We start from the raw sequence: 18,475 nt of genomic DNA on the forward strand, positions 1-18,475 counted from the left end.
GGCGCATCCGCTGACGAAGGAGCTCGACGTGACTTCCCTTTTCGACCGCCACGAGGTCGGCGGCCTGGTCCTGCCCAACCGCGTGGTGATGGCCCCGATGACCCGGGTCCGCGCCGCCGCCGGCGGGCTCGCGACGCCGTCGATGGCGACCTACTACGCCCAGCGCGCGACGGCAGGCCTGATCGTCACCGAGGGAGTGCAGCCGAGTCTCGTCGGGCAGTCCAACCCGGGCACGCCGGGCCTGTACACCGACGAGCAGGTCGCGTCCTGGCGTCCGGTGACGGCCGCGGTGCACGCCAACGGCGGGCGGCTCTTCGCGCAGATCATGCACGGCGGCCGGGTTTCGCACCCCGGCACGACCGGCCTGCAGCCGGTCGGCCCGTCGGCCGTGCCGGCGACCGGGGACGTGTTCACCCCGGCCGGGCCGCAGCCCGCGCCGGTGCCGCGGGCCCTGGAGACCGCCGAGGTCCCGGAGCACGCGCGGTCCTACGCCGACGCCGCCCGCCGGGCCGTCGACGCCGGGTTCGACGGCGTGGAACTACACGGCGCCAACGGATATCTCATTTCGCAGTTCCTGTCGTCGAACGCGAACCTGCGCACCGACCGCTACGGCGGTTCGGTGGCCAACCGGGTCCGGTTCGCCGTCGAGGCGGCCGCGGCGACGGCGGAAGCCATCGGCGGCCGCCGGACCGGCATCCGGCTCTCCCCCGGTGCCACCTTCTGGGGCGTCGAGGAGACCGACGTCCTCGAGCTGTACACGACGCTGCTGGGTGAACTGGCCCGGCTCGAGCTCGCCTACGTCCACCTCGAGGCCACTGTGGACGAAGACGTCCTGCTGCGGCTGCGCCGGACCTGGCCGGGCACGCTGATCGTCAACCCGACGCTGCCGATGGGGCCGAAGCAGACCGGCCGCAGCGAGGCCGACCACTGGCTCGCGCTCGGCGCGGACCTCATCAGCTTCGGCCGCGCGTACATCGCCAACCCCGACCTCGTCGAGCGGCTGCGGACCGGGCTGCCGCTGGCCCCGGTCGACGAGGCGACGTACTACCAGGGTGGCGACGCCGGCTACCTCACCTACCCGGCGTATCAGCACACCGCGTGACGGGTCACGGGCGCGGGCTCCTCCGGGTAAGTTTCACCCGGGGGATCCCGCCGGTGAACTTTGCGTGACAACCCGGAATGTTAGCGCTAACTTGAGTCTTCCTTGCATGCTCGAGGGAAGGAAGATCCCGGTGTCCCCATCCTTCACCCGCCGTCGGCTGCTGCAAGCCGCCGGAGCCACCGCCCTCGCCTCCGCCGCCGGCCCCGTCCTCGGCCGGCTGCCCGCCGACGCGGCCACCGCCCCGGTCCGCGGCGAGGCCGGGGTGTCCGCGTTCCCCTTCGACCTCGGCCAAGTCCGGCTGACCGCGAGCCGGTGGCTGGACAACCAGAACCGGACGCAGAACTACCTGCGGTTCGTCGACCCCGACCGGCTGCTGTACGTCTTCCGGGCCAACCACCGGCTCTCCACCAGCGGCGCCGCGGCCAACGGCGGCTGGGACGCGCCGGACTTCCCGTTCCGCAGCCACGTCCAGGGCCACTTCCTCACGGCGTGGGCGCAGCTGTGGGCGGTCGCCGGGGACACGACGTGCCGGGACAAGGCCACGTACCTGGTGGCCGAGCTGGCCAAGTGCCAGGCCAACAACGGCGCGGCCGGGTTCGCCGCCGGCTACCTGTCCGGCTTCCCGGAGTCGGACTTCGACAACCTCGAGGCCGGGCGGCTGTCCAACGGCAACGTGCCGTACTACTGCGTCCACAAGACGCTGGCCGGCCTGCTCGACGTCTGGCGGTACATCGGCAGCACCCAGGCCCGTGACGTGCTGCTGAACCTCGCCGGGTGGGTCGACCGGCGGACCGCCCGGCTCAGCGCCACGCAGATGCAGTCGGTGCTGAACACCGAGTTCGGCGGCATGAACGCGGTGCTGACCGACCTCTACCAGTACACCGGCGACGCGCGCTGGCTGACCGCCGCGCAGCGGTTCGACCACGCCGCCGTGTTCGACCCGCTGGCGGCGAACCGGGACCAGCTCGACGGGCTGCACGCCAACACGCAGGTCCCCAAGTGGATCGGCGCCGCGCGCGAGTACAAGGCGACGGGCACCACGCGCTACCGCGACATCGCCACCAACGCGTGGGCCATCACCGTCGGCGCGCACACCTACGCCATCGGCGGCAACAGCCAGGCCGAGCACTTCCGCGCGCCCAACGCCATCGCCGCGTACCTCACCCAGGACACGTGCGAAAGCTGCAACACCTACAACATGCTCAAGCTGACCCGGGAGCTGTTCACGCTGTACCCGGACCGCGCCGACCTGGCCGACTACTACGAGCGGGCGCTGCTCAACCAGATGATCGGGCAGCAGAACCCCGCCGACAGCCACGGCCACGTCACGTACTTCAGCTCGCTCAACCCCGGCGGCCGCCGCGGCCTCGGCCCGGCCTGGGGCGGCGGCACGTGGAGCACGGACTACGGCTCGTTCTGGTGCTGCCAGGGCACCGGCCTGGAAACCCAGACGAAACTGGCGGATTCGATCTACTTCCGCAGCGACACGACGCTGATCGTGAACCTGTTCCTGCCTTCGGTCCTGAACTGGACCGAGCGCGGCATCACCGTCACCCAGAGCACGGCCTACCCGGCAGGCGACACCACCACGCTGACGGTCACCGGGAACGTGAACGGCACCTGGGCCATGCGCATCCGCATCCCGGGCTGGACGAGCGGGCCGACGGTCAGCGTCAACGGCGTCGCGCAGAACGTCACGGCCGCTCCGGGCAGCTACGCCACCTTGACCCGGTCCTGGGTATCCGGCGACACGGTCACCGTCCGGCTGCCGATGAAGGTGGTGCTGCGGCCGGCCAACGACAACGCGAACGTCTCCGCGGTCACCTACGGGCCGGTCGTCCTGGCCGGCAACTACGGCACCAGCTCGCTGAGCGCGTTGCCCACCCTGGATCCGACCTCGGTCAGCCGGACCAGCACCAGCTCGCTCACCTTCAGCGCGAAGGCCAACGGCTCCTCGGTCGGCCTGGTGCCCTTCTACGACGCGCAGGGCTTCAACTACACCGTCTACTGGAACACCGGCGGGCCGACGTCACGGCTGGTGAACGTGGGCAGCGGGCTGCTGCTGGGCATCGAGAACATGTCCACCGCCGACGGCGGCCGCGCGCTGCAGTGGTCGGACAACGGGACCGCCGACCACAACTGGGAGCTCGTCACCGACGGGACCGCCGTGAAGTTCCGCAACGCCAACAGCGGCAAGGTGCTCGGGGTCCGTGACGTGTCGACCGCCGACAACGCCCAGGTCCTCCAGTGGTCGGACAACGGGACGGCCGACCACCGGTGGACCGTCGCCGACCAGGGCGACGGGACGGTGAAGATCCGCAACGTCAACAGCGGCAAGCTGCTGACCATCGAGAACGGCTCGGCCGCCGCGGGCGCGTTCGCCGTCCAGGGACCCGACAGCGGGGCCGCCGCCACCCGGTGGCGGATCGTGCGCAACGGCTGACGCGCGCTCGTTCCGCCGGCGTTCCCGCCGGCGGGACGAGTGGCCGCGTCAGCCGATGGCGACGGTGAAGATGTGCATCGCCGCCGTTCCGGAGTTCGCGCCGTCGCTGACGTCCGGGAGCGTCAGGGACCGCACGGTTTTGCCCGGCTGCAACGGGATCGGGGCGTAGTACAGGCTCACCGGCTGGGTCAGCTGCCCGCCGCTGTTGTTGAGGTAGGGCAGCGTGGTGAGGATGTCGCCGCCGGTCGCCGCGTTGGCCCACCAGTCCGCGAAGCTGACGGAACGGGACTCGGTGGTGCCGTCGGTGTAGGTGACCGTCGCGGTCCCGCTCGGGCTGCCGTAGTCGCCGGCCCCGATCAGGCCGAGGGTGTGCCCGGAGCCGGAGAGCGTGATGGTCTGGCCGCCGGCCACGCCGCCGGCGACCACGTTGTCCGGGCTGCCGGGCTTGGCGTCCGGCCAGGTGAACGTCAACCCGTCGTGGGTGAAGGTGGCGCCCGGCGTGAGGCTGGGCGTCGCGGCCGCCAGCGCCTGCGCGGAGAAGCTCGCGTTGCCGCCGTCGAAGTTGCCGCCGCCGGGATCGACGTCGTCGCTGATGCCCACGTTGTTGTAGGCGGCGGCCAAGGACGGGTACGGCGGGTGCGGCAGCAGCACGGTCGTCGCGTCCGCGGAAGTGCCCGGCCCGTCGGCCGAGGTGAAGGTGGCCTGCGCCGACACCTCGAACTTCCCGGGCTGCGCCGTGGCCGGCACCCCGACCTGCCAGGTGGTGCCGGCGGTCTGCCCGGCGGCCACGGTGGGGAAGGTGGCCGGCGAGGTCGCCTGCGCGGTCCAGCCGGCGGGCACGCTGAGGCTCAAGGTCACGTCACGCAGCGGCCGCGCCCCGGCCGGGTTGGGCAGCGTGGTCGTCACGGTGTAGGCCGTGCCCGGTGCCACCTGGGCCGGCGCGGTGAGCGTGAACGGCTGCTTGACCACGACCGGCGTCGAGCCGGTGACGCCGTCGACCGTGACGCCGATCGTCGCCACGCCGGGCGCGATCAGCGTCACCCGGCCGGTCCGGCTCACCTGCGCCACGCGCGGATTGCTGCTGTGGTAACCGATCCGCGCGTGCGCGAGGTCGGCGAACGACTGGTCGTCGCGGACCGCCTCGACGACGTGGTCGGCCGGGACGTGCCGGGCGGCCTGCGCGGTGTCGTCGGCGATCCACGGGTTGCGGCCGGTCAGGTCGAGGCTCTGGCCCGGCGCGAACACCACCTGGCCGGGCTGCACGGTGACGTACCGCGTCTTCGGCGCGCGGGCACCGGTGACGGCCACCGTGGCGGCACCGGCGAGGTGGCCGGCGTCGGCGCCGACGCCGAACCGGTAGGGCCCGTCGTACACCACTTCCCGCTGCTTGCCTTCGTCCCAGAGCGCCAGGTCGGCGATCCGGACCGGGATGGCCAGGTGCTGGGTCCGGCCGGGGGCCAGCACGTCGGTCTTCCGGAAGCCGGCCAGCCGTTGCCGCGGCAGCTCGACCCCGGGCACGCCGAACGCCGTCGCGGCGTACAGCTGGGCGACGGTGGCGCCGGGCGTGCGGCCGGTGTTGGTCACGTCGACGTGCACGGTCACCTGCCCGTCCGCGTCGACGGCCTTCGTGTCGGCGGAGACGTGCGAGTAGGCGAACCGGGTGTAGGAGAGGCCGTAGCCGAAGGGGTAGGCCGGGGTGCCGGTGAAGTACTGGTAGGTGCGGCCGATGCCGCCGGTCTGCGACGGCGTCAGGCCGTAGTCCTTGATGCCGGGCAGCTGCGTGTCGCACGCGCGTACCAGGTGAAGTTCAGGTGCCCGCTGGGATTCTGCTTGCCGAAGAGCACGTCGGCGAGCGCGGTGCCCTGGCTTTCCCCGTTGTAGGCGCTGAACACGATGCCCGGGATGGTCCCGGCGTGGCCCAGGGAAACGGCGCCCGCCGCCTGCACGGCCAGCACGGTACGGGGGTTGCCGGCGGCCTTGACCTGGTCGATCAGCGAGTCGTAGTTGCCCGGCATCGCGATGCTGCCGCGATCGCGGCCCTCGGTGGCCACGTTCGTGTCGGTTCCGGCGAACACCACGACCAGGTCGGCCGTCCGGATCGCGGCCAGCGTTTCCGCCGAGCAGCTCGCCGCGGTGGTCGCGCCGGTGGACGTGCCGCACGCGTCGAAGGTGACCGTGGCGTCCGGGCGGGCCGCCTTGACCGCGGCCGTGATGCCCTGCACCGCGTTCACCTGCAGCGCGGGTTCGCCGGAGTAGCCACCGAGAGTGACCTTGCCGGCGAGGTCGCCGACGACGACCACGCGCCCGAGCTTCGCCGGGTCGGCGGGCAGCAGCGGCGCGCCGGCCACCGGGTCGTTCTTCAGCAGCACCAGCGAGTTCGCGGCGACCTTCTCGGCCAGTGCCTGGTGCTCGGTGCTCTGGATCCGGTCCTTGGTGATCTTCGTGTAGGCCACCCGGTCCGGCGGGTCGAACTCGCCGGTCTGCATGCGGATGGTGAACACGTGCACGAGCGCGGTGTCGAGGACGCCTTCGGACAGCACGCCCGCCTCGATGGCCTCCTGGACGCCGGCCACGGTGGCTTCCGAGCCGGTGCAGTTGAGCTGGGTGCCGGCGCGCAGCGCGTACGCCTGGCCGCCGGCGGCGCCGGACACCCGCTGCCCGGTCGCGGTGTTCGTCCACTGCGTCGCTCCGCTGCCGGTGGCGGTGGTCCAGCCCGGTGGCGCCCAGTTGTGGCTGCCGGGCGCGTAGACGTCGCCGACCGCGCCGCAGTCGGAGGTGAGGTAGCCGTCGAAGCCGTAGGTGCGCTGGGCCAGCTCGTTCGCCGTGTAGGTGTCGGCGGGCGACGGCGTGCCGTTGATCGCGTTGTAGGAGGTCATCAGGCCGGACACGTGCGCGTCCTGGATCAGGTGCCGGAACTGCGCGGTGTAATAGTCCCGGATGTTCGCCTCGGTGGTGTCCGAGGAGTCCGCGTGCCGGTCGTTCTCGACGTTGTTGAGCGCGTAGTGCTTGGCGGTGGCCGCGACCTTGAGGTAGGGCGTCAGCGGCCGGCCGTCCGGGGTCTGGCCCTGGTAGCCGTTGACGAACGCGCCGGCCATCTTCGACACCAGGTACGGGTCCTCGCCGAACCCTTCGTCGGTCCGGCCCCACCGGGGGTCGCGGTCCAGGTTCACCGTCGGCGCCCAGTAGGTCAGCGAGCCGTAGCCGGCGCGGTCCGGGCCGATGTTGTTCTGCGCGACGCCCCACAGCGACTTGTCCAGCATGCCGCGGGCTTCGTCGGAGATCGCCGTGGTCTCCTGGTAGATCAGGTCCGGGTCCCACGACATGGTGCTCGCCAGGTTGGTCGGGAAGCTCGTGGCGTGCACCCCGCCGGTCGCCGTGCCGTGGTTCGTGTTCGCGCCGAGCGTGTTGAGGCCGTGCTGGCCCTCGCTCCAGTAGGTGTACTGCTGCACGCCGAGCCGCGGGATGGCGGGCGCGCTGTTGGTGTGCAGCTGCAGCACCTTCTCGGGCAGCGTCATGCGGGAGACGAGGTCGGCGGCCCGCTCGGCGAAGCTGTAGTGGGGGTCGCGGTAGACCGGCAGCGTGTCCGGCGGCGTGGCAGCGGCCGCGCACGGCACGAGCGCGGCCGCGGTCATCGTCGCGGCGAGCAGCGAAACGGCGGTGCGCCGCGCCCGTCGCCGGCCGGGGAGGAGCAAGGACATCGGATCTCCCGCACAGAGGGTCGGGGCTGGCGGTGGCCCAGCCGGAACCGCCATCGTGCGCGGAAACCCGTTGCGTGACAAGCGATCCGCGACGGCGCGCGAGGTCGTCCCTCGTCGGGGCCGGATCGCGGATGTAACTTTCACCGTGACCGGAGATCCGCCAGGAGACCGTCGAGAGCCTGCGTGAGGGCTTCGACGTTGGCCGGGGTGAACCAGGTGGTGCGGATGCGCTCGTTGTTGCCCTGCGGTGTCTCGTGGTCGGCCGCGAGCCGGGCGAGCGAACGCGTCTCGTCGCCCAGGGAGCGGCCGACGCCTTGGAAGAGCCCGCGGACGTAGCGGTCGGCGTCGCCGGGCGAGATGCCGTGGCCGGTGGCCCAGGAGGCGAGCGCGGCGAGGTACGCGTAGTGCGTGGTCAACGTCCCGGTCAGTGCGGAGAGGACGTCGAAGGCGGCCTCGTCGGCAACGGGCAGCGCTCCGCCCAGCCGGGCGAAGAACGCGTCCACCTCCGGATGCGACGGGTGCACCACCGTGACGGAGCGGCGCTCCCGGACGGTGGGCAGCGGGATGGCCCTGACCAGCGTGGTGCCGGCGCCGAGCGTCCGGCGCAGGTCGTCGTGGCCGACGCCGGCCATCACGTTGACCACGATCTTGCCGTCCACGCGCACACCGGCCAGTGCGTCGCGCCAATCCCGGCGGCGCACCGCGAGGATCACCAGCTCGGCCCGGTCCACGACTTCCTGGTTGCCGGCGCACACCTCGACACCCTCGTGACGCTCGGCCAGCTCCGCGGCCGTGCGGGCGCCGCGAGGGGAGAGGAAACACCACCGGCCGTCCCCGTGGCGCAAGCCCGCCACGACGGCCCGGCCGATCTCGCCGACTCCGATGATGCCGACGCTTTCACGGGTGGTGCCTCCTCGGTGCGTGCCGTGTCCGCAGCAGGACGATCGCCAGGGCGAGGCGGGCAACCACCGCGGACGTGGTCGGCCGGCGGGTTCGTGGTGCGCATCCGTCACCCGGCCAGTGCCGCGCGGAGGAACTCGCGGATCTCCGTCCGGGCCGCTTCGGCCTGTGGTTCCACGCCGGGCATGGCGAGGAACGCGTGCCGCGCTTCCGGGTATTCGGTGAGCCGCACCGGCGTCCCGGCCTCGCGCAACCGCTCCGCGTAGCGGCGGCCGTGGTCGGCGATCGCGTCCCGGGCCGGGACCACCACCAACGCGGGTGCGAGCCCGGCCAGATCTTCCGCGTACAGCGGTGAAAACGCGCGCGCGTCGATTCCCGGGGGCACCGCCAGCCGCCGCAGGAGCCGCAGTTGCTCCATGGTGAGTGACGGTTCACCGGCGTGCTCGGTGATGGACGGGTAGCCGGCCATCGCCTCCGTGACGTCGACGACCGGGTTGACCAGCACCTGAGCCGTCAACCGCAGGCCGGCTTCCCGGGCCCGGACAGCCGTCAGCGCGCTGATCAACGCGCCGAAGCTCTCGCCGAAGACGGCCGTGCGCGCCGGGTCGACGCCCCAGTCCGCGGCGTGCTGCGTCACGTGCCGCAGGACGTCCCAGGCGTCGTCGGCGGCGTTCGGGAGCGGGCTGTCCGGGGCGACGAGGCGATGCTCGACCGAGACGACGAGCGCCGGCAGCTGCGCGGCCAGGTGGCTGTTGGCCCAGTCGCACTGCGTCGCCGTGCCCACGAAAGCACCGCCGTGCACATGGACCACCAGGGGGAGGTCGCCGTCGCCGGCCGCGGACGGCCGGTACACCCGGACCGCGAGGTCGCGGTCCGGCAGCGCCGGCTCCCGCCACTCGATGGCCGCCGCCGGGTCCGGTTCCCCGAGGATCGCCCGCGCGGCGCCGGAGGCCCGCCAGTCGTTCTCTGCGTCGCGGTAGGCGATCAGCTCGTCGTTCGTGATCGTCGAAAAGTCCGGCTTCGGTGGCCGTTGCCGCACAGTCATCTGTCCCCGCTCTCTTCCGCTCCAGCGATGCACACACCGTTGCACGCACCGCGTGCATTGGCAAGTGCATAATAGGCTGCGTCCGGACGAGAGGGGTGAGATGGCGGGCCGAAGGCGCTGGTCGGGCGAGGAGATCCTGGACACGGCGGCCGAGCTGCTGCGCACGAGCGACGCCGAGTCCTTCAGCGTGCGCAAGCTCGCCGCGGCGCTCGGGACCGACTCGTCCAGCCTCTACCGGCACTTCCGCACCAAGACGGAGCTGCTGCGCGCGGTCGCCGACCGGGTGCTGGCGGCCGCGATGGACGGCTACCGGCCCGAGGGTGACTGGAAGCAGCGCATCACGGCGACCGCGCTGCGCCTGCGCGCCGCGTTCGGCGAGCACCCGCAGCTCGCCGTGGTCTGGGGACGCTACGCCTCCGGCGGCACAGGCGCCCGGCTGGTCATGGAGGAGATGCTGCAGGCCCTGCGCGCCGCCGGCCTGCCCGACGCGGAGATTCCGCGTCGATACCACCGGATCGTGGTTCTCCTGGCCGCGCTGATCAGCTCCGACGCGGGCATCGGCACCCTCACCGCCGAGGAATACGAACAGGGCGTGGAGCAGTTCCGGGTCGCGGTGCTGGGTGCCGACCCGGACCGGTTCCCCGCCCTGGCGCACTTCGCCCGCGAGGTCCGTCCCCTCGGGGCCGACCGCCGCGCCGCGTTCGAGGAGATCCTCGCCGCCCACCTGGCGCGGCTCGAGGCCGCGATTCCGTGACTCGCCGGGCTTACACGCGGGGCTCGACGAGCGCGAGCGGACGGATGGGTGCCCCGGTGGCGCCGACCACGGGCAGGGGAGCGCCGACGAACACGAACTCCGTGGCCCCCGTCCGCGCCAGTGGCTCGAGGTTCATCACCTCGATGAGGTTGATGCCGTTGTCCTGCAGGAGAATCCGGTGCACGGGCAGGCGGGCCAGGCCGGCCCCGGCGGGAATGTGCTCCAAGGCGATCGTGTCGGCGCCGACCGCGCGGACACCCGCCGCGGCCAGCTGCCGGGCGCCGTCGGCGGCCAGGCCCGGCACGCCGCTGTCGGTACCCACGTAGGCGTCGCGGTCGTGCCACAGCTGGGCCCACCCGGTCCGGATCAGCACGACGTCGCCCGGGCGCACGTCGGCGTCCCGCAGGTCGGCGGTGGTGACGGGGTCGCCCGGCGGCAGGCGGTCGACGCCGCGTCGCGCGGGGACGTCGATCAGCACGCCCCGGCAGACCATGGGCGCCACCTCGTCGATCCCGTGGCTGGCGTAGCGGCCGTCCCGCACGGTGACCGGCGTCCCGCCGTGGAAGCGGCCGTCCACCGCGACGTGCGCCAGTGCGTCCATGTGGGTGCCGACGTGCCCGCCGAGCACGAGCAGCTCGTGCGACCCGGTCATCCCGTCCGGCCTGGCCGTGTCGCCGTGGCGGCGGGTCAGGGCCAGGTGGAACCCGGGGTGCGTGGGTGAGCAGGGCATGCCTTCCCGCAGCGGCTGGGCGAGGTCGACGATCCGGGCGGCTTCGAGCGCGCCGAGCAGGGAAGTGCTCACGTGAGGTCCTTTCCGCGGGTCTCCGGCATCCGGGCGATCACCAGCCCGGACACGAGGAGCAGCAATACCACGTACCCGGTGTAGGCCGAGCGGCCCAGCTCCGCGCCGATCCAGGTCTGCAGGTAGGGCGCCGTCCCGCCGAAGGCCGCCACGGCGATGGAGTACGGGACCGCCAGGCCGACGGCCCGGATGCCGGTCGGGAACATCTCCGCGTACACCGCGGGCAGGATCGCCACCCCGGCGGAGATGAACACCGCGGCGACCACCATGCCCGCGAACAGCTGCCAGGCGTCGTCCCGCACGAGCCACTGCACCGGGTACAGCGCGGCCGCGGAGCCGAGCGCGGAAACCAGCAGGACGGGCTTGCGCCCGATCCGGTCGGAAAGCCGGCCCCAGAACGGCATCGCGGCCATCAGCACGACACTCGACGCCACTCCGGCCCACAGCGCCCCGGACGAGGACACGTGGAGGGAGCTGATGGCGTACGCGGGCGCGGCCACGACCCACGAGTAGTAGACGACGGTGAACCCGACGGACAGGCCGACGACGCGCAGGGCTTCCCCGCGGTGCCGGAGGAGCTCCGGCCACAGCCGGGTCCGCTCGCGGCCGTGCCGGGTGAACGCCTCCGTCTCGGGCATCTTCCGTCGCATGTAGACGGCCACCAACCCGAACACGCCGCCGAGCAGGAACGGGATCCGCCACCCGAACGCGTGCATCGCGCTCGACGAAAGCGTGAGCGTCAGGACGACGCCGAGCAGCACGCCAACGGTGTTGCCGAAGACGCTGGCGATGTAGATCAGGCTGGACCAGAAGCCGCGCTTGCCCGCCGGAGCGATTTCCGAGAGGTAGGTCTGCGCCGACGGCAGCTCGCCACCGCAGGCGAGTCCCTGCACGACGCGGGCTGCCACGAGGATCACCGAAGCCCAGGCGCCGATGACGGTGTAGGTCGGGGAGACGCCGATGGCGAAGCTCGCCGCGGCGATGGTCGCCACGGTCGCGGACATCGCGGTCCGGCGGCCGATGCGGTCGGCCAGCCTGCCGAACACGAACCCGCCGACCGGGCGCGCGACGAACCCCACCGCGAAGACGGCGAGACTCGACAGCACGGCCGAAAGCTGGTCGGCCTGCGGGAAGAACTGGGTGGCGAAGAACGGCACGAAGATCGCGTAGATGCCCCAGTCGTACCACTCCAGGGCATGGCCCACCGCGGTACCGACGAGCTGGGGTGCGCGCTTGGCGGACAGGGACGTGCGGAGCTGCGCTGTCTGGGTCATTCGCGGCCTTTCCGGGTCGGGCGGGCGAGCCGGCGGCGGGCCAGCTCGGTGAACAGGGCGGCGCCGCCGGGCAGGACGGAGTCGTCGAAGACGGCGCGGGGACTGTGGTTGAAGGGCGCCTTGCCCGGATCCGTCCCGGGCGGCAGCGCGCCCAGCGCGACGAAGCATCCCGGCACCTCGGCCAGCACCCGCGCGAAGTCCTCGGCGCCGGTGAACGGGTCGGCCAGCGTCGAGTACCGGTCGTCACCGAACGTTTCGGTGATCACCGCGCGGGTGAACTCGGTCTCGCCGGGGTCGTTGAGCGTGGGCGGGCGGCCCTCGGCGTAGTCCGCTTCGACGTCCACGCCGTGCGCCTGCGCGATGCCGGACACCAGGCGCAGAGCCACTTCCCGGATCCGCCGTCCCGAGGCGGGCGAAAACGTGCGGATGGTGGCTTCGAACGTCGCGGTGTCCGGGATGACGTTGCTGCGCGTGCCCGCGCTCAGCACCCCGACGGTCAGCACCACGGGGTCGAACACGTCGAACCGGCGGGTGACGGCGGCCTGCAGCGCGGTGACCATCTCCGCGAGGACGGGAACCGGATCCTTGGCCTGGTGCGGCGTCGAGCCGTGGCCGCCCTCGCCCCGCACGGTGACCCGCAGCGTCGCGGACGCCGCGAGCATGACGCCAGGACGGCTGGAAAACCGGCCGGCCGGGCCGAGGGTGGAGAACACGTGCAGCGCGTAGGCGGCGTCGGGCCGTCGGCCGGCCGCGTCCAGCACTCCTTCGCGGATCATCGTCCGCGCGCCTTCCCAGCCTTCCTCGCCGGGCTGGAACATGAACACCACGTCGCCGTCGAGCGTGTCGCGTCGCGCGGCGAGGAGGTGGGCGGCGCCGACGAGCATGGCGGTGTGCAGGTCGTGCCCGCACCCGTGCATCGCCCCGGCCGTCCGGGAGGCGAACTCGAGCCCGGTCTCCTCCTGCACGGGCAGCGCGTCCATGTCCGCGCGCAGGAGCACCACGCCGGGGCCCCGGCCCCGGAGCACCGCGGTCACCGAAGTGCAGTCGCGTCCGGTGGTGATCTCCAGCGGCAGCCCGTCGAGCGCGCGCAGCACGCGCTCCTGGGTGCGGGGCAGGTGCAGGCCGATCTCGGGCTCCTGGTGCATCGCGCGCCGGAGGCGGACGAGGTCGTCCGCCAGCTCCCGCGCGTCCGCGACCAGCGACATCGTGGCTCTCCCTTCGTTGGGCGAAGTTGCCGCGTAGTGTCGTTGTCAGTGCGGTGAACACGGCGGAAAACGCTCGGTTCGTGCATCAAGACGCTGGCTGAGGAGGTTTTCGTGCATTCCGGCGGGGTGACGGAGTTCGATCTCGAGCTGTTGCACGGCCTGCAGATCGCGCCCCGCGTGAGCTGGGCCGAAGCGGCCCGGATCCTCGGCTCGACGCCCACGACGCTCGCCGCGCGCTGGGCCCGCCTGCGGCGCGAGGGACTGGCCTGGGTCACCGCGCACCGGGGTGGCGACCAGCGCCGTCCGGTGCTGGCGCTGGTCGAGGTCGACTGCCTGCCCGGCACGCGCGCCGACGTCGTCCGCGCGATCTGCGCCGACCGCCGGGCGGTCACGGTGGAGGAGTCGACGCGGGGCCGGGACCTGCTCGTCACGACCCTCACCCACGACCTCGACGGCCTGACGGAGTTCGTGCTCGACGACCTGCTGGCGGTGCCCGGGGTCGCGCGGCAGCGCACGTCCGTGATCACCACGCTGCACCGGCACGGCGGCGACTGGCGGCTGGGCGCGCTCGACCGGTGGCAGGAAGCGGCGTTCGAAGCGGCGGCGAAGGCGACGCGGCCGGTGCGCGGCACGGCACCGCCGGAGGACGCCGGCCCGCTGCTCGACGTGCTGGCGGCCGACGGCAGGGCGAGCGCGGCCGACTGCGCGCGGGCGACGGGACGCAACCCGGCCACGGTGCGCCGTCAGCTGGGCCGCCTGCTGGCGTCCGGGACGCTGTCGTTCCGCTGCGAGGTGGCGCAGGTGGTTTCCGGGCGTCCGATCAGCAGCACGTGGCTGGTGTCGGTGTCCCCGGCGGATCAGGAGCGCACGATCGCGGCGCTGGCAACGCTCTCGGAGCTGCGCATGTGCGCGTCGATCACCGGAGACGCCACGATCGCGTTCACGGTGTGGACGAGTTCGCTGGCGGACATCACCCGCCTGGAACGGCTCATCGGCGAGCGGCTGCCATGGCTTTCGGTCCGCGACAGCGGGATCAACCTGCGAACACCGAAACGCATGGGCTGGCTGCTGGACCCGGCTGGCCGGGCGACAGGGGAAGTGGTCCCGCCGGTGTGACGACGGTTCCTCGGGTCGGCGTGTGTCAACGGGCTTGTCAGCGTAGTTCCGACGCAGCCGATCAAGAGCAGGAAAAAGCAATGGGTCCGCAGTCTCTTCGAATCCTCGGTACCGCAACTGTGTCGGCGGGCGCCCTCCTGGTAGGCGTTTGACGGCCGGATGCGCGCCGCAGTCCGCCGCTCCGGCGACCTCGGTGACCTCGGCGGTTCCGCGACCTGCGACGGTCACGGTCACGGCCGAAGCGCCCGCGCCGCAGGCGAAACAGAAAGGCGGGTCGCCATTGCCGCCGGGGCCGTCGGATCTGAGCGTGCGGTGCACGAATCAGTACGATTATGCGGGTGATGTCCGTGACAATGCGGAAATCAACTCGATCGGTTTCACGACGCATACGTGCCCGCCGGTACAGGCGCACTGAACGGGTACCGCTTGAAACCCGCAGCCGGTCGGCTGCGGGTCAGACCGAGCGAATCCGCCACGCCGTGCCACGCGGCAGACGATGATGGGCGCATGACGGACGACTTCTCCGCCGCGCCGCCGTCCGGGGGAGCGGCTCGGGTGGTGCACCTCCGGCAGCTCACTCCCGTCGCGATGTGGACGACCGCCGCCGTCATCGCCGTGCTCTCCGCCGGGGCCGTGGTTGCCTTGTGGTGGCCCGGGACCGCCGGGCTCAACGGTGCCGAGCTGGTCACCGCGCGGCTCGAGGCGCTGAAGATCGGGCTCAGCATCGGTGTCGGCAGCGGTGGCGTCGTCGCGCTCTACCTGGCATGGCGGCGCCAGCACGCCACCGAAGCGGCGCTCGCGCACCAGCAGATGGTGGCCGCCGACACCAAGGCCCACCAGGAACGCGTCGCCGAGGACGCGCGTGCCGACGCCACCGCCCGCCGGATCACCGAGCTGTACAGCATGGCTGTCGCACAGCTCGGGTCCGAGGTGGTTCCGGTCCGGCTCGGCGGCCTGTACGCGCTCGAACGCCTGGCCCAGGACAACGAAACCCAGCGCCAGACCATCGTCGACATGCTGTGCGCCTACCTGCGGATGCCCTTCCCGCCGCCGGACACCGGGCAGCCGGAGGAAGCCGAGCGCGCCGCGCAGGAACGTCAGGTCCGCCTGACCGCCCAGACCGTCCTGGCCCGGCACCTGCGTCCCGGCCCCGATCCGGCCGGCCCGCCGGTCACGTTCTGGCCGGACACCGACGTCGACCTGGCCGGCGCCCAGCTGGCCGACTTCGACTTCGCGGGCTGCCGGCTCCGGACCGGGCGGTTCTCCGGTGCCCGGTTCGCCGGGCCCGCCACGTTCGCCGGAGCGCAGTTCGGCGGCGACGCCCTGTTCGCCGGGACTTCGTTCGCCGACGCCGTCCGATTCGACCGCGTCAGCTTCGACGGCGACGCTCCCTTCGAGAAGTCGGAATTCCTCGCCCCGGCCCGGTTCGACGGCGCGCAGTGGGCGCGCGAGACCCGGTTCGAGGAAGCCCGGTTCGCCGCCGGGGTGCGGTTCGGCAAAGCGGTGTTCCGCGGGGCGTCGTTGTTCACCCGAACGAGCGTTTTCGGCGGCGCGGAGTTCGGCGGGGCCGCCTTCGCCGACGAAGCGGTGTTCGAGGAGGCGCGGTTCGACGGCCGGACGTCGTTCTCCGAAGCGAAGTTCGCCGGGAAGGCGGAGTTCGGCAAGGCGGTGTTCGGCGGAGCCGCGACGTTCGCCAAGGCGGTTTTCGACGGTCCCGGCTGGTTCACCCATGCCGGCTTCGGCGGGGCCGACTTCGGCAACGTCCGCTTCGCCGGCGGTGGCTGGTTCCACGACGCGCGGTTCGCCGGCAACGCGTCGTTCGACTCCACCGCCTTCGCAGGCGGTGTGTCGTTCGCCGGGGCGCGGTTCGGCGGCCGGGCGTCCTTCCACCAGGCGAAATTCGAGAGGCCGGTCGAAAACACCTTCGTCCTGGACGACGACGGGCAGCCCCCGTTGTTCGAACGCACCGTGTTCGGCGGCTCCGTCACCTTCGACCGGGCGACGTTCCTGCTGCGGGTCGACGACCTGGCCACGGCATGGGCCCGGCTGGACCGGTTCGGAAAAGAGAACGAGCCGGTGTGGCCGCCGGGCTGGACGCTCCGGCGGGCCGGCGACCGCCCGGACGGTGTCGACGAAGGGATTTGGGGACACCCCGGCTGAGCGGAGAAGGAGAACCGCTTCCGCTCAGCGAAGGGTGGGGGAGACCTGCGAGCGGAAGCGGTGGCTTGACGCCGGTACGGGGGTCGCCTCTCGGCGAACGGCGCAACCCGGCTCCGGGGTGAACCGGTGTTCCGGGAAGGCGGAAGGGGTGAGGCCCGGGGAACTCCGCCGTACCGACACCCGGTACAACGTCGGGCCCGGTGCGGTGTTCCCGCGCGGGGACGTCACGGGGCGTGACGTGCATCGCTCGCCCGGGGGCGGAGCCGCCGTTTCCGCGGGGCCCGCGCGGGTACCTCCGGCGGATGGCGCCCAAGGGAAGACGTGACGAGCTGCAGCGGATCGCGGCGGAGAAGTTCGGCTGGCCGGAGCTGTCCGGCGAGCAGCTCGAGGCGATGGCGCAGGTGATGGCGGGCCACGACGTGCTCGCCGTGCTGCCCACCGGCGCGGGGAAGTCGGCGATCTACCAGGTCCCCGCCCTGCTGCTGGACGGCCCGACGGTGGTGGTGTCGCCGCTGATCGCCCTGCAGAACGACCAGATCCAGGGCATCGAGGACAGCCGCGCCCCGGAGGCGGTCGCCCTCAACTCCACGCAGCGCGCGGCCGAGCGGGAACACGCGTGGGAGGCGCTGCGGAAGGGACGGGCGGAGTACCTGTTCCTGTCCCCGGAGCAGCTGGCCGGCGACGAGCTGCTCGAGGCCGTCGCCGAGCTCGGCGTTTCGCTGTTCGTGGTGGACGAGGCCCACTGCGTCTCGGCGTGGGGGCACGACTTCCGGCCGGACTACCTGCGGCTCGGCCCGGTGATCGAGCGGCTCGGCCACCCGCGCGTGATCGCGCTGACGGCGACCGCGGCGCTGCCCGTGCGCGCCGACATCGTCGACCGGCTGGGTCTGCGCGACCACCGGGAGGTCCTGGCCAGTTTCGATCGCCCCAACCTGCGTCTCGGGGTGGATCCGCTGACCACCGACGCCGACAAGCGGCAGGCCGTGATCACGCGGACGCGCGCGCTGACCGCGGATGCCGCCACCCGGCCCGGACTCCTGTACGTGAGCAGCCGCAAGGACGCCGAAACCTACGCCGAGGAACTCGCCGCGGCCGGCGTGCGCGTGGCGGCGTACCACGCGGGGATGAAGGCGGCCGACCGCGAAGCGGTCCACGAGCGGTTCCTCGACGACGACCTGGACGCGGTGGTGGCCACCTCCGCGTTCGGCATGGGGATCGACAAGGCGGACCTGCGGTTCGTCCTGCACGCCTCCGCGCCGGAGTCGCTCGACACGTACTACCAGCAGATCGGCCGCGCGGGCCGGGACGGCGAGCCGGCCGAAATCACGCTGTACTACCGGCCGCAGGACCTCGGCCTGCAGAAGTTCCTCACCGCCGCCAAGGCACCCGAGCAGGCGCTGGAGGAGGTCGCCACCACCCTCGAAGGGCACGACGAGCCCCTCAAACCCGCCGAGCTGGGCAAGGAGCTGGACGTCTCCGCCGCCCAGCGCACCCGGGCGGTCAACCTGCTCGAACAGACCGGCGCGGTCGGCGTCACCGAGGACGGGCGCCTCGAATACCGCGATCCGGACCTGGCCCCCGAGCAGGCCGTCGAGCAGGGGGTCGAGGTCGCCGAGACCCACCAGCGGCTGATCCGGTCGCGCATCGAGATGATGCGCGGCTACGCCGAGACCACCGGCTGCCGGCGGCAGTTCCTCCTCGGCTACTTCGGAGAGCAGCTCCCACGGCCCTGCGGCAACTGCGACACCTGCATCGCCGGCACCGCCGAGCAGCAGCCGTCCGGCGACGGCGCGTTCCCGGTCAACACCGCCGTCCGGCACGCGGAGTGGGGTCGCGGCGTCGTGATGTCCGCCGGCGACGACCGGCTGACCGTCCTGTTCGACGAGCACGGCTACAAGACGCTGTCCGCGGCCGCCGTCCGCGAGAACTCCGTGCTCACCGCCGCCGACTGATCCCCGGGCGGCGGAACACCCGCG

Annotated in this window: 13 protein-coding genes; 6 read left to right on the plus strand and 7 right to left on the minus strand. The window is 72.5% G+C overall.

Translation table 11 applies throughout. The features are described from left to right. Window positions 1-28: 28 nt before the first annotated feature. Window positions 29-1,102 carry an alkene reductase gene (locus BT341_RS22565; protein ID WP_072482124.1) on the plus strand — a complete coding sequence of 358 codons (1,074 nt, stop codon included), beginning with the start codon at window positions 29-31 and terminating at the stop codon, window positions 1,100-1,102. A gap of 106 nt (window positions 1,103-1,208) precedes the next feature. Next, the gene (locus BT341_RS22570) at window positions 1,209-3,545 is read left to right on the plus strand and encodes a beta-L-arabinofuranosidase domain-containing protein (RefSeq protein WP_245805062.1); all 2,337 of its coding nucleotides are present in this window, start codon (window positions 1,209-1,211) and stop codon (window positions 3,543-3,545) included. A 48-nt stretch (window positions 3,546-3,593) separates the two neighbouring features. Here the strand turns inward: BT341_RS22570 and BT341_RS46610 are convergent, their stop codons facing one another. From BT341_RS46610 to BT341_RS22585, 4 genes are all read right to left on the minus strand, one after another. After that, window positions 3,594-5,147 (minus strand): NEW3 domain-containing protein, encoded by a 1,554-nt coding sequence (locus BT341_RS46610; protein WP_245805063.1) that lies wholly within the window; start codon window positions 5,145-5,147, stop codon window positions 3,594-3,596. A 146-nt stretch (window positions 5,148-5,293) separates the two neighbouring features. Next, window positions 5,294-7,243, minus strand: a complete 1,950-nt coding sequence (locus BT341_RS46615; protein WP_245805064.1) for a glycoside hydrolase family 3 C-terminal domain-containing protein — start codon at window positions 7,241-7,243, stop codon at window positions 5,294-5,296. A gap of 140 nt (window positions 7,244-7,383) precedes the next feature. Next, window positions 7,384-8,256 (minus strand): NAD(P)-binding domain-containing protein, encoded by an 873-nt coding sequence (locus BT341_RS22580; protein ID WP_281256000.1) that lies wholly within the window; start codon window positions 8,254-8,256, stop codon window positions 7,384-7,386. Beyond that, the gene (locus BT341_RS22585) at window positions 8,253-9,188 is read right to left on the minus strand and encodes an alpha/beta hydrolase (protein ID WP_072478178.1); all 936 of its coding nucleotides are present in this window, start codon (window positions 9,186-9,188) and stop codon (window positions 8,253-8,255) included. Before BT341_RS22585 ends, BT341_RS22580 begins: the two co-directional genes overlap by 4 nt. Before the next feature lie 100 nt (window positions 9,189-9,288). On the opposite strand from BT341_RS22585, the gene BT341_RS22590 reads away from it, so the two are divergent. Then, the gene (locus BT341_RS22590; RefSeq protein WP_072478179.1) at window positions 9,289-9,942 is read left to right on the plus strand and encodes a TetR/AcrR family transcriptional regulator; all 654 of its coding nucleotides are present in this window, start codon (window positions 9,289-9,291) and stop codon (window positions 9,940-9,942) included. Window positions 9,943-9,952: 10 nt separating this feature from the next. Here the strand turns inward: BT341_RS22590 and BT341_RS22595 are convergent, their stop codons facing one another. Genes BT341_RS22595 through BT341_RS22605 form a run of 3 tightly spaced genes read right to left on the minus strand, consistent with a single transcriptional unit; the run spans window position 9,953 to window position 13,223 of the window. Further along, window positions 9,953-10,744: a cyclase family protein gene (locus tag BT341_RS22595; RefSeq protein WP_072478180.1), complete on the minus strand. Its 792-nt coding sequence runs from the start codon at window positions 10,742-10,744 to the stop codon at window positions 9,953-9,955. Then, window positions 10,741-12,018: an MFS transporter gene (locus BT341_RS22600; RefSeq protein WP_072478181.1), complete on the minus strand. Its 1,278-nt coding sequence runs from the start codon at window positions 12,016-12,018 to the stop codon at window positions 10,741-10,743. The genes BT341_RS22595 and BT341_RS22600 overlap by 4 nt, the downstream gene beginning before the upstream one ends. Next, on the minus strand, window positions 12,015-13,223 hold the full coding sequence (locus tag BT341_RS22605) for a M20 metallopeptidase family protein (RefSeq protein ID WP_072478182.1): 1,209 nt from the start codon (window positions 13,221-13,223) through the stop codon (window positions 12,015-12,017). The genes BT341_RS22600 and BT341_RS22605 overlap by 4 nt, the downstream gene beginning before the upstream one ends. Window positions 13,224-13,334: 111 nt before the next feature. Here BT341_RS22605 and BT341_RS22610 point away from each other — a divergent pair, with 111 nt between their 5' ends. From BT341_RS22610 to BT341_RS22620, 3 genes are all read left to right on the plus strand, one after another. Further along, window positions 13,335-14,339 carry an Lrp/AsnC family transcriptional regulator gene (locus BT341_RS22610; protein ID WP_072478183.1) on the plus strand — a complete coding sequence of 335 codons (1,005 nt, stop codon included), beginning with the start codon at window positions 13,335-13,337 and terminating at the stop codon, window positions 14,337-14,339. Between the two features lie 507 nt (window positions 14,340-14,846). After that, a complete protein-coding gene (locus BT341_RS22615; RefSeq protein ID WP_072478184.1) occupies window positions 14,847-16,499 on the plus strand; it encodes a pentapeptide repeat-containing protein in 1,653 nt (550 codons plus the stop codon). 302 nt (window positions 16,500-16,801) lie between these two features. After that, on the plus strand, window positions 16,802-18,451 hold the full coding sequence (locus BT341_RS22620) for a RecQ family ATP-dependent DNA helicase (RefSeq protein ID WP_072478185.1): 1,650 nt from the start codon (window positions 16,802-16,804) through the stop codon (window positions 18,449-18,451). Window positions 18,452-18,475 lie beyond the last annotated feature (24 nt).

The organism is Amycolatopsis australiensis, assembly GCF_900119165.1.
In the GTDB taxonomy this organism is placed as follows: Bacteria; Actinomycetota; Actinomycetes; order Mycobacteriales; family Pseudonocardiaceae; genus Amycolatopsis; species Amycolatopsis australiensis.

Excerpts from the sequence above, each read along its gene's own strand:
- BT341_RS22600 (WP_072478181.1), bottom strand. The coding sequence starts at position 12,018 with ATGACCCAGACAGCGCAGCTCCGCACGTCCCTGTCCGCCAAGCGCGCA.
- BT341_RS22590 (WP_072478179.1), top strand. The coding sequence starts at position 9,289 with ATGGCGGGCCGAAGGCGCTGGTCGGGCGAGGAGATCCTGGACACGGCG.
- BT341_RS22585 (WP_072478178.1), bottom strand. The coding sequence starts at position 9,188 with ATGACTGTGCGGCAACGGCCACCGAAGCCGGACTTTTCGACGATCACG.
- BT341_RS22615 (WP_072478184.1), top strand. The coding sequence starts at position 14,847 with ATGACGGACGACTTCTCCGCCGCGCCGCCGTCCGGGGGAGCGGCTCGG.
- BT341_RS22620 (WP_072478185.1), top strand. The coding sequence starts at position 16,802 with ATGGCGCCCAAGGGAAGACGTGACGAGCTGCAGCGGATCGCGGCGGAG.
- BT341_RS22605 (WP_072478182.1), bottom strand. The coding sequence starts at position 13,223 with ATGTCGCTGGTCGCGGACGCGCGGGAGCTGGCGGACGACCTCGTCCGC.
- BT341_RS22570 (WP_245805062.1), top strand. The coding sequence starts at position 1,209 with ATGCTCGAGGGAAGGAAGATCCCGGTGTCCCCATCCTTCACCCGCCGT.
- BT341_RS46615 (WP_245805064.1), bottom strand. The coding sequence starts at position 7,243 with ATGTCCTTGCTCCTCCCCGGCCGGCGACGGGCGCGGCGCACCGCCGTT.